Origin of the sequence: Pseudomonas sp. ACM7, from assembly GCF_004136015.1 — a bacterium.
GTDB classification, from domain to species: Bacteria; Pseudomonadota; Gammaproteobacteria; order Pseudomonadales; family Pseudomonadaceae; genus Aquipseudomonas; species Aquipseudomonas frigoris.
Genome location: NZ_CP024866.1, coordinates 5881729 through 5892922 on the forward strand (window position 1 = coordinate 5881729; position 11194 = coordinate 5892922).

Annotated in this window: 11 protein-coding genes; 2 read left to right on the top strand and 9 right to left on the bottom strand. The window is 57.3% G+C overall.

What is annotated here, in order from left to right; genetic code table 11:
* Window positions 1-17 precede the first annotated feature (17 nt).
* The 7 genes from CUN63_RS27925 to CUN63_RS27955 form a co-directional block, all read right to left on the bottom strand.
* Window positions 18-443: an AprI/Inh family metalloprotease inhibitor gene (locus CUN63_RS27925; protein ID WP_129444217.1), complete on the bottom strand. Its 426-nt coding sequence runs from the start codon at window positions 441-443 to the stop codon at window positions 18-20.
* Window positions 444-510: 67 nt separating this feature from the next.
* On the bottom strand, window positions 511-1968 hold the full coding sequence (locus CUN63_RS27930) for a serralysin family metalloprotease (protein ID WP_129444219.1): 1458 nt from the start codon (window positions 1966-1968) through the stop codon (window positions 511-513).
* Window positions 1969-2445: 477 nt separating this feature from the next.
* Complete coding sequence (locus CUN63_RS27935) at window positions 2446-2904, bottom strand: transposase (RefSeq protein ID WP_129444221.1); 459 nt, start codon at window positions 2902-2904, stop codon at window positions 2446-2448.
* A gap of 92 nt (window positions 2905-2996) precedes the next feature.
* Window positions 2997-4082, bottom strand: a complete 1086-nt coding sequence (locus tag CUN63_RS27940; RefSeq protein WP_129444223.1) for a polyamine ABC transporter substrate-binding protein — start codon at window positions 4080-4082, stop codon at window positions 2997-2999.
* 60 nt (window positions 4083-4142) lie between these two features.
* Window positions 4143-4484 (bottom strand): cupin domain-containing protein, encoded by a 342-nt coding sequence (locus CUN63_RS27945; RefSeq protein WP_129444225.1) that lies wholly within the window; start codon window positions 4482-4484, stop codon window positions 4143-4145.
* Window positions 4485-4527: 43 nt separating this feature from the next.
* On the bottom strand, window positions 4528-5931 hold the full coding sequence (locus tag CUN63_RS27950; RefSeq protein WP_129444227.1) for an FAD-binding oxidoreductase: 1404 nt from the start codon (window positions 5929-5931) through the stop codon (window positions 4528-4530).
* A 50-nt stretch (window positions 5932-5981) separates the two neighbouring features.
* Window positions 5982-6797: an AraC family transcriptional regulator gene (locus CUN63_RS27955; protein WP_129444229.1), complete on the bottom strand. Its 816-nt coding sequence runs from the start codon at window positions 6795-6797 to the stop codon at window positions 5982-5984.
* Between the two features lie 263 nt (window positions 6798-7060).
* On the opposite strand from CUN63_RS27955, the gene CUN63_RS27960 reads away from it, so the two are divergent.
* A complete protein-coding gene (locus CUN63_RS27960; protein ID WP_129444231.1) occupies window positions 7061-7333 on the top strand; it encodes a DUF1652 domain-containing protein in 273 nt (90 codons plus the stop codon).
* Window positions 7334-7399: 66 nt separating this feature from the next.
* Here the strand turns inward: CUN63_RS27960 and CUN63_RS27965 are convergent, their stop codons facing one another.
* Window positions 7400-9874 (bottom strand): UvrD-helicase domain-containing protein, encoded by a 2475-nt coding sequence (locus CUN63_RS27965; RefSeq protein ID WP_129444233.1) that lies wholly within the window; start codon window positions 9872-9874, stop codon window positions 7400-7402.
* A gap of 280 nt (window positions 9875-10154) precedes the next feature.
* On the opposite strand from CUN63_RS27965, the gene CUN63_RS27970 reads away from it, so the two are divergent.
* Window positions 10155-10850: a pirin family protein gene (locus CUN63_RS27970; protein WP_129444235.1), complete on the top strand. Its 696-nt coding sequence runs from the start codon at window positions 10155-10157 to the stop codon at window positions 10848-10850.
* Between the two features lie 163 nt (window positions 10851-11013).
* On the opposite strand, the gene CUN63_RS31950 is transcribed toward CUN63_RS27970, so the two are convergent.
* The coding region (locus tag CUN63_RS31950) for a hypothetical protein (RefSeq protein WP_218570136.1) at window positions 11014-11194 on the bottom strand (181 nt) is incomplete at its 5' end.

The window sequence follows — 11194 nt, forward strand, 5'->3', positions numbered from 1 at the left end:
GCTATATTCAAATCGTGTTATTGCACCTGACGCACAAGTGTTATGACCAGATCGGATTTCAATGTGGCTTTATACGATCCGTTGCGTTGGCGGCTGAGAAATAGAATCTTTGAGCCTTCTTTGCCGGTGATCGCCAGGCCATCCGGCTCAGGGAACCAGCCAATCGCAGATTCGCCGTCCAGCCAGGCGCTGAGACAATCGGCGCCCTCACCCAGCGTCTGTTTCGGTTGAAAGTCGATGACGCAGGCGTTGGACGGTTTGTCCTGCAACGCCTGGGACTCTGGCGAGTCATCTTTGGCGATCAGGGTCGCCTGCCATTTGCCGGCCAGTTCCGAGGGGTCTGCTAATTTCAGGCTGCTTGCCATGGCTAAATCTCCAAAAAACATCATGAACGTCGCCAATAGCCACGCGGTTGCTCTGTAAGTGAAGCCGTTATCGATCATAAGGCGCTTTACTCCGATCAAGGTGCAGAGAGCAGCGCGTCTGCGCCGCCCTCCTTTTCACCTCACATTACGCAGCGATGTCGGAGTAAGCCGCCTGACCCACGGTGCTGACCAGGAAATCAGCCACGCCATGCCCGGAGAAGTCCACCGACAACAGGCTGTTGCCACCCGAAGAGGTCAACACCGCATCGCCTGCCGCACCGGTGAACGAGTTCACGAAATGCAGGCCTGCGCCGTTGGTGATACCGGTCAGGTCGATCTTGTCCAGGCCGCTGACAAAATCGAGGATCTGGTCGACAGCACCGGGTTTGGAATCGCTGCTGGCCGCGAACACGAAGGTATCCGAACCGGCGCCACCCCACAGTTTGTCCGCACCGCCCGCGCCGAAGAGGATGTCGTTGCCGGCACCGCCCTTCAGTTCGTTGGACACGCTGTTGCCGATCAGCAGGTCGTTACCCGAACCGCCGATAGCGTTCTCGACGGTGACGCCCTTGGCGATGGACACGTTACCCACCAGGCCGCCAACGTCGGAGAACGAGGCCTCATTGAGGTTGATTTTCTGGTTCTGGGTGAAACCGGAGAAGTCCAGGGTGTCCTTGCCGCCCGCATCCCATACCGAAAACACAACCTTGTCCGACGACGAAGTCGCGCTCAGGAAGTCGCGCCCGGCGTTGGAGTTGAAGCCGTAAGTGGTGTCACCGGTACGGGTGGTGGTGTTGGCGCCGTAGAGCTTTTGGATGGCCGCGATATCGTCCATCAGCGGACCGGACGAATAGGCTTCGACGCCGCCCTTGCTGAAGTTCTGGCTGGTATTGCTTTCACTCCAGTAGCTCATGACGCTGTAACCGCGGGTGTCTTGCCCGTAGGACGCGTCGTTGTAGGTCGGAGCGCCCTCGCCGGCGTTGTAGTCGCCAGGATGGGCCAGGCCCAGGGTGTGACCGATTTCGTGGGTCAGGGTTTGCTGGCCGTAATTGTTCAGGTCCGGCGTTTTGTTTGGCGTGTAGCTGCTGTTGGTCAGGTACCAGGAAGTACCGTCGTAACCCGCACCCGTGCCAGGCAGATAGGCGAAGGCCGCTGCACCATCCTGACCGCCGCTGTAGTTGCCGAAGGTCATGTGACCGTCGCCGCCCGTGGCCTTGTCGGTGAACGTGACATTGGCCACATCGGCCCAGGATTGCATGGCAAGCACAGCCTGGCCTTTCTGCTGAGCGCTGAACTGGCTGAACCCGGTAATCCCGTGCTTGTTCATGGTGCTCGACGACGCCGAGGTCAGGAACGTGTAGGTGAGTTCGATTTTGCCGCTGCCGTCCTTGTCTTGGTAGGCAGCGCCATCGCGCAGCAACTGGGTAGCTGCCTGGTCGACGGAGAAGGAGGGTTTGCCATTGACCGTAAGGTTACCGCCCCGATCATACTGATGGCTGAAGCTATTGATCTGGTTGAACGCAGAACTGGATGCAGCCAATGCTTGCAGTGGCTGGAACGCCTGTTCGGCGGTATCAATAGCGTTGTCTTTTACTTTCGACATAAACACACTTCCTTGTTTAGCTATGGAACAGTTTTTTGTCAGACAGCGACAATCTCTGGCGAGATCGTCCTATCACTCGCCCAATGAAGGCGAAAGAAAACTGACACAATTTGAAATCAAACGTCCACTACTTTTTTGACGTCAAATTGAGTTGTTCCTGCAAGTACCCGGAAACAATGCCTGCGCTGTCGAAATATTGTTTGTTAGATGACGGTTTGCGCAAATTGTCTGACAATTTGTTATTTAATTATTAAATAGAGGTAAGTTATTTTTTGTCGATGGGGTCTCACTTTGTGTGAGTTATTAATATGAGTGCCAGCACATTGATATCAGTTGAATTTTTATTGAATTAGAGTTTTTGACGACTGCTGCGCAGCCGAACGCAGGCTGCGCCAGCTGCTACAGGTTTCGCGTACACCACAATCCTTGTAGCAGCTGCCGAAGGCTGCGTTCGGCTGCGCAGCAGTCGTCAGATACTCACAACCAACACGCATCCCACAGCGGATAATCATGAACGCGTGTCACCAGTCCTGCTCGTATTGGGTTGGCCACGACATACCGGGCAAGCGCCTTCACATCTTCCTCCCGCCGAACCGCACGATCGTGATACCCCTTCTGCCACAACCTCCCTCGCCGCCCTAACGCCTGATTAACCGCCAAACCGCTCCGGGATTTGATTCGGCACATCAGCTCCGCCAGCGTCTTGTCATGCAGCTGCACCAGGCAATGCATATGGTCTGGCATGACAACCCACGTCAAAAAATCCGCCCAACCCTCCTCCTGCGCCTGACGTAACTCCTGAACGACCAACCTCCCCAGTCGCCAATCAACAAAAAACGGCTGCCGTTGGTCAACGACAGCCGTTAGCAGATAAATACGTCCGGACTCAGAGAAGTGACCAACGCGTAGCTGACCCGCATTTGTATAAACAGGCATTCCATTGCCTCCTGATCCATCGAAAGGAGGCCAGGAATCTACAGCGTGTCAGTCAACCCGATGAGCACCCAATGACTACAAGATATGAACTCTTAACTCCCGGTCCGAATCTTGTTCCACACCCGCGTACGAACCCGGTCGATGTTCAGCGGCATCGCCTCCAGCGCGAACAATTTCCCCATCATCTCCGGGCTCGGGTAGACCTTGGTGTCATTCTTGATCGCCGGGTCGATCAAACTGTCGGCCTGTTCGTTACCGTTGGCGTAATGCACGTAGTTGCTGATGCTGGCCATGACGTCCGGACGCAGCAGGTAGTTCATGAAGGCGTAGCCGGCTTTTTCATCCGGGGCGTCTACGGGCATGGCAACCATGTCGAACCAGATGGCGGCGCCTTCCTTGGGAATCGAATAGCCGATGTCGACGCCGTTCTTGGCTTCTTTCGCACGGTTTTCGGCCTGCAGAATGTCACCGGAGAAGCCGACGGCCACGCAGATGTCACCGTTGGCCAGGTCGCTGGTGTACTTGGACGAGTGGAAATAGCTGACATACGGGCGGACTTTCATCAGCAGCGCGTCAGCCTTTTTGTAGTCTTCCGGGTTCTTGCTGTGATGCGGCAGGCCCAGGTAGTTCAGTGCCGCCGGCAACAGCTCGGGGCCGTTGTCGAGGATGGCCACGCCGCACTTCTGCAGCTTTTGCATGTTTTCGGGTTTGAAAATCAGGTCCCAGGAGTCCACTGGCGCGTTATCACCCAACACGGCCTTGACCTTGGCGATGTTGTAACCGATGCCGGTGCTGCCCCAGAGATACGGGAAGCCGTGTTCGTTGCCCGGATCGTTGCTCTGCAAGGCCTTGAGCAACGCCGGGTTGAGGTTTTTCCAGTTCGGCAGTTGGCTCTTGTCGAGTTTCTTCAGCGCCACGCCTTGAATCTGCCGCGCCATGAAATGGTTGGACGGGAAGACCACATCGTAGCCGGATTTGCCGGTCATCAATTTGCCGTCGAGGGTTTCATTGCTGTCGAAGACGTCGTAGCTGAACGCGATGCCGGTTTCTTTCTGGAAGTTTTTGGTGGTGTCCGGGGCGATGTATTCCGACCAGTTGTAGATCTTGACGGTCTCGCCCGCGTGGCCGAGAGTCGCGAAGAGCGCAAGTGGAGCCAGAGTCAGTGTCTTTCGGATCATGAGTCGATTCCTGTTTGGTTTGTCTTCTTTTTATTGGAGAGCTGGCAGGCAATCAGAGGATCAAAAAATCAAAACGTAGGTCTTGCGCACGGTTTCCTGGACATCCCAGATACCAAGGCTGTTGGCTGGCAACATCAGTGCATCGCCGGCTTCTATGTGCAGGGTTTCACCGTCATCCGGGGTAAACGTGCAGCGTCCCTGGATGAAGTGACAGAACTCCTGGGCGACGATCTGCCGCCGCCAGCGGCCGGGCGTGCATTCCCAGACGCCGGTTTCGACGCCATCGTCGCGTTCAACGCTGGTGGTCGAGGCCACCGCCACGGGCATGCCCAGTGGTACGGCGACTGGATTCGACGCTTCCAGCTTCAGGGTTGCGGTGTTCTTGAATTGCGTGATGCTCATGGGAGTACCTGTCGATTGAGCCTATAGATGAAGAGCGCGCCGTTTACTGCATGAAACCTTCCATGAAGCCGGCAATACCGCTCGCCAGTTTGCGACGCCATGGTGCGGTGGCCGGGTTGGCCAGGGTCTGGTCTTCATGGGCGAAGCTGCGGATGATCGCGTTGTAACCAAGCCAGCGGCAGGGCTCCGGCTCCCAGGCCCTGAGCGCATCGAGCCCTCCCTGGATGACCCACGGCTGGCGAACCAGCTCGGTGTCGCGCTGCAGAATCAGGTCGGCCAGGGTCCGGCCACCCAGGTTGCTGGCACCGACGCCCTCCCCGCCATAGCCACCCGACAAGGCGATGCCGCTGGCCTGATCGCACAGCATGTGCGGCTTGAAACGCCGGGACATCCCCAGATTGCCGCCCCAGGCATGGGTAATCCGCACGTTCTTGAGCTGCGGGAAGAGTTCGCCAAACAGATAACGCCGCAGCTCCACTTCGCTGGTGCTCAGGTCGAAGTCGTGGCGTAACTTGCCAGCGAACTGATAACCGCCCCGGGCACCGAACACCAACCGGTTATCAGCCGTGCGCTGACCGTAAGTGACTTGGCGACTGCTTTCGCTGAAGGCCTGGCCGCGATTCAGGCCGATTTCATCCCACGTGGCAGCGGATAGCGGCTCGGTGGCCACTATCAAGCTCTGCACCGGAAGCTGATAACGCCCCAACGGTGGCAAGGTGACCGAGTAACCTTCGACCGCCGGCACGATCCAACGGCTGCGAACTGAGGCTTTCGCCGTGTGCAGGCCACCCGATTGCCATTGGGTGACCGGGCTGTTCTCGTAAATCCTGACGCCCATTTTCTCCACCGTCCGAGCCAGACCTCGCACCATCTTTGCCGGGTGAATGGTCGCGACGTGCGGTGCATAGATACCGCCATAAGGTTTGGCGACTCTGATCTGTTGCGCCAACTGCTCGGGGCTGAGCCAGCGGTAATCGCTTTCGGTCAATCCTTGGCTGTAGAGGGTGTCGAGATAATGCCGAAGGCTGGCTTCCTGCTCTGGATAGCGTGCTGCGCAATACAGCGCCCCGCCTTTGCGGTAATCGCAGGCGATGTCTTCACGCTCGAGGACAATCCCGACTTCATCCGGAATGCCGTGCAGCAAATCGAAAGAAGCCCGGCGCTGTTGAGGCGGCAAGTCGGCGAGCAAGCGGTCTTCACCCAGCACATTGCCCATCAGCCAGCCGCCGTTACGCCCCGAGGCGCCAAAACCGGCGGTTTGCGCTTCAACGATGGTGATGCTCAGGTCGGGAGCCTGGCGTTTGAGGTAGTACGCAGTCCAGAGCCCGGTATACCCCGCGCCTATGATGGCGACGTCGACGTCCAGATCCTGTTCCAGCGCTGGACGCGCCAACAATGGCTCGTCGAGTTGATCCATCCACAAACTGATAGTGCGCCACGCCGACATGCAAGACTCCGCCACTCAAACTTCGATGGCGTCGATCCTAGTGCGTGGACTTAGAGGCTGTCTTGCGCGCGTGCACGCAAAGAAATTTGTTTTACGTAGGCCTTGGGCGACTGGCCGGTGTGCTGACGGAAGCAGCTATAAAACGCCGACAGCGAATTGAACCCGGCGGCAAACGCCAGTTCGTCGATACGCAGTGGCGGCGTGGCGTTATCCAGCGCCGCGAGCAAATGCTGCAGGCGCGCCTGGTTGACGTATCGATAGAAGCTCTGGCCAAGCACCTGATTCAGCAGGTAGGAAATCTGATTGCGGCTATACCCGCACTCCTTCGCCACCCGTTGCAGGTCGAGTTCGGCATCGAGGTAAGGTTGTTGGCGCTGAAAATACTGCTGCAAATCTTCAGCCATGAAACTCAGCTGGCGTGCAGACAGCCCGAGTCGACTAACCGCCGGGCGTTGGCTGCTGGCGGCTTTGCTGACGGGCTGTTCATGGACCAGCGAGGCGTATTCGTTGACCTGCCAGATCAGTCCGTCACGTACGGTAATCGCCTCGCTGGCCCGGAACGACACCAGGCCTTCACCGCCGCGAAGGGTTATACGGTACTGAATGAACGCCGTGTTGCCGTCCAGACGAATACGGTCCGAGTGCTCCAGGGCTTCATCGGGATCGCGGGGCATGCTGCTGCGCACGTATTCACGTAATTCCGACAGCCCCATCACACGGTTCTGGAAGAAATCGCTGTACTGAATCTCTGGGTGATAGAGCGCCATCACCCCGCCCAGGTCCCGGTGTTTCCAGCGCAAGTGATAACGCATCACCGTGTCGCCCGTGGCCTGGGTTTGCAGCGGACCATCATCATCGGCGTGCATAAAGGACTCGGCGAGAAAAAGCCGAGCTTGCCGAAATTCCGTCTCGGCTTCAATGACCAACCAGTGGTGGCCAACTGCCGAACACCGACCGTTCCCGTGACCTGCATCAAAAAAACTGAACCAATCGCTAAACGGCCTGAAAAATCCACATCGTTTTCACATTTGGCTGCTACTTTTAAAGGCAGTCATCGGTTGAGCCATTGAAGGCTCTTCCCTCCTAACATGAGCTAAAGGAAGCGCTCGATGAATGAGGCGGGCTACATATGAATAAAGGGTTCAGTAAAGTCACCTTTCCAAACGCCTGCCAGCTGATGCGCTGGCATTTTCATCCCATGGGTTTCGAGGCGAGCATGGATGCGCCGGGCAGTATGATTGCCCGTCTATTTGACCGTGCCAGTGGCGAGACCATGATCGCCATCGCCGGCATTCCTTGCGCGACGGTAATGAATGCTGCGGATGTAGAACGAATAATCGAAGCGGTGGAAGACGAGCTTGAGGCTTTCATTCCACCCACCGCCCTCAGGAGCTACGCCTGAAGGCTGAACACTCAACAACAAGCCCACGTTAAGTGGGCTTTTTTGTGAGCGACGATCTCTTAAGGTTCACGCCGATGTCTTGCCCAGTCGGTGATCGGCAAAGAACACTTTGCCTTTGCCGATCCGATCGGAAGCTTTAGGCATGTTGGCTGCCTGGGTGTCTTGCCCATCGACATACCAATAGCAATGACTCACCGCCCGAGTGATGCCGACGTAAGCCAGTCGCAGGATCTCGTCTTTCTGTGCGCTGTCGTATGCTTCGCTGTCGCCAGCCTTGCCCAGACCCGCCATGCGATAGACCTGGTTCTTGTACGGCGAACTGGTCAGGTGCTGGCAATCACCCAACAGGAACACGGCGTCAGCCTGAAGTCCCTTGGCGCTGTGATACGTCAGCTGCTTCAGCCGTCGTGCTTCGTACGGCAAGCTAGAATCTACATTAACTACAGACTGAATATGCTCTTCTATCAATGACTTATCGCTACTTTTTCGATAAAGCATCAAGATCGAATCGCCCTTTCTGTAGTGCTCCATCAGGCGTTTGGCCATGCCTTGATCGTCACGATCGAGAACGTTAACCGGCAGCAATGCCTTCGGCTCGCCACTGGCCTTGGCCTTCTTGCCAGCGATCGCCGGCGCCGCACGAACGATGTGTTCGGCGGCATCGATGATGTGCTGATGGCTGCGGTAGTTGTCGCTGAGCATGACCTTGGTCGTGCTCGGCGAAGGGAATTCCTTGTTGAATTCCATGAAATACGTCGGCGAACTGCCCCGCCAGCCATAGATGGACTGCCAGTCATCGCCGACACAGAGCAACGACGAACGTTGTGCGCCGCGCCCCACGTGCATGGCCGGGCCGCGACTGCGGATTTCCGTCAGGCTCGCGCGAATCCAGGAAACGATCTGCGGCGATACGTCCTGAAATTCGTCGATCATCAAGTGCGACATCGGCCTGAGCAGCTCATCGGTCAGCAGCTTCAGGTTTTCCGGCGAATGTTCGCTGAACAAGGCGAACATCCGGTTGTAGGTCATAACCGGTGGTTTCTGATCAAGCAGATGATCTTCCAGCGCTCGCCAGTACAGGCTCAAGGCCTCGAAGAAAAACCGGTCGGGGTCGTCCTTGGCAAAACTCATCTGGCCCACGGCATTGGGTACATCCAGGCCGAGGTTCTCGATAAATCCGGCGGCAGCGACAAAACAGTCCAGTAACGGCGCAGAGCTGAGTTCGCCCTTGACCTTGTAATCGAAGCCCGGCCCGGCACTGGCATCGCCTCCAAGGGACGCCAATACTCGCTTTGATGACTCGTAACTATCCAGCCATATCAATGGCTTACGACAGAAAGCTTGAAACAGGGTGCGCTTGACCGCCCATTCCGCCCGCACGCTCAATTTGGCATTGGGGCGGCTGACCTGCGGGTTTTCCCGAGGATCGAACCCCAGCACCACCCAAGCGTCCAGGCTAGGAATATAGCCATGACAATGAAATGGCGAGCCGTTGATATCGAACGTCTGGCGCTTCGGCTCGATGCCTTTGATTGGCCAGGCGCCCGCACGAAACCACAAATCTTCGATAGCGTCGCAGAGCTCTTCGTCGCGTTTGGCGGCCAGTTCGGTCACAGCCATGCGCTTTTGCACGTCCGGGTGATCGCGTTCCAGCTCCTTGAGTTGCAGCGCGTGACGGGACAAGGGCTTGATCAATTCGCGAAAGCGCTCATTGCGAGTGTGCAGGCTGTGATAGCAAGCGTTGAGTTGCTGGCGCTGGGCGTCGTTGATGCGCAGGTCGAAAGGATTACTGTCGACCTCCTCATCGCCGTTTTGCGGACGGTGACTGAGGTTTTCGAAGGCTTGCAGCCGCTCGAACCCCGGCAAGCTTCGAACCATCGGCAGGATTCGCGAATGGAAGGTGCGCACCAGATCACGCGCCTCTTTGAAACTGAGCGACCGGCCCCAGAGTGCAAACAGCTCGATCAGTTTGTTGATGAAGTCTTTGCGCGATTCACGGGTAAAGGTCACCACCGTCATCGAACTCAGCTCGAACCCCAGATAATGGGTCAGCAGCAAAATTCGCAACACCAACGTGGTCGACTTGCCCGCACCCGCGCCGGCAATCACCGAGGTCGAGGGCGTGTCGCTGAAGATCATTTTCCACTGCGCGGCGCTGGGCTGGGCATGCGGTGGCAGCAAGCGAGCGACATCCGTCTTCATACGCTTCTTCAACTCGGCGCTCAACGGCAGACGCCAATCGTCGAACAGATTCTCGTCAACGTTGGGCGGCCGGTGTTCGGTCGAGCGTGAGTCGCGGATCAGCAATACCTGCCGGCCTTCTTCCAACCCTTCAAGTTTGCCTTCCTTATAGCCGTAATCCACCCCGGCACTGTGCCCACTGCGAAAGCCGTCAGCCTGGCCGTGCAGCCAGGATGCCCGGTGTTGTGCGCGCAGACGCGTCAGGCCGTGACCAAAGAACCGGGCGGCCAGACGCTTGAGCAGCGGCATCTCGGTCAGGGGACGAAGTTCAGGAGGAAGATCGGGAGTGTGTTGCGGCACGCGGGCTGACTCCAGGGTGTGAGGCTGTTGAGGGCTATGGTGTCTGCATTTGCCGTTCAGTTCTAGTGAAATGCTTACAGGTCATTGGCTTATGCGATGAAGTGAAGGTTGGGTGAGAAACTTTCGAGGTTATTTGATATCAAATTATTCGATTGTATTGAGGCATTTTTTACGCTTTTTATCGATCAGTGCCTGATAGATGATGCTCGCCATCAACCACCGGTTCGCGTTTCGTGGCTCAGGCGCTCTGCCCCATGACGAACCTTTTCAGGAGACGATCATGCTTGAACTCAGACCCTTCAAATCCCTGGGCGGCGCCCACCATGGCTGGTTGGATGCCCATCACCACTTTTCGTTCGCCGAATACCATGACCCAAAACGCATGAACTGGGGCAACCTGCGGGTGTGGAACGACGACGTGATTGCCTCTGGCACCGGTTTCCCGAAACATCCGCACCGGGACATGGAAATCATCACTTATGTCCGTGAAGGCGCAATCACTCACGAAGATAACCTGGGCAACAAGGGTCGCACCGAAGCGGGCGACGTTCAGGTCATGAGCGCCGGTACCGGGATCGCCCACAGTGAATACAACCTGGAAGCGACAGAGACCAAGATCTTCCAGATCTGGATCATCCCGAACGAAACCGGTTTGGCACCGTCCTGGGGCGCCAAACCCTTCCCCAAAGGCCAGCGCGAAGGTTTCGTGACACTGGCAAGCGGCAAGGCCGGCGACGATCAAAGCCTGCGGATTCGAGCCGATGCCCGATTAGTGGCCGCGAACCTGAAGGCCGGTGAATCCGCCGAATATCGCCTGGACAATGGCCGTCGTGCCTATCTGGTTCCGGCTACCGGTGTCATTGGAGTCAATGGCTTGCGTGCACAAGCTCGAGACGGTATTGCGGTTGCCGATGAGCAGGTGTTGCGGGTGACCGCCATCGAAGACAGTGAAATCGTCCTGGTGGACCTGGCTTGATCGGGTAAACGCGGGACAAAAAAAGGGGCGACCGTCATGGCCGCCCCTTTTTACATGTGCGCCAGGCATGGCGCGTTGCGCGCAAGCGCAACCAGCTTGGCTGTGGTGGCCTCGCTGGTGACTTGGAGGTGAAAGTCCTCTACACACCCGGCAAGGGGAAGTGTTAGCCAGAGGCAAGGGTGTCGCGGGTGACCGCGAATCTGAAGGAAGCCCGAGGCAAAATGCTGGCTTGACGAACAGCAAGCGGATAGAGGCGGCGCAGCGGGGTAAAGGGGCGTGTTTCCCTAAAGCCCAATACTTGCACGGGACGCTGCGACGTAGATCCGACAGGCATAAGCAGGAAG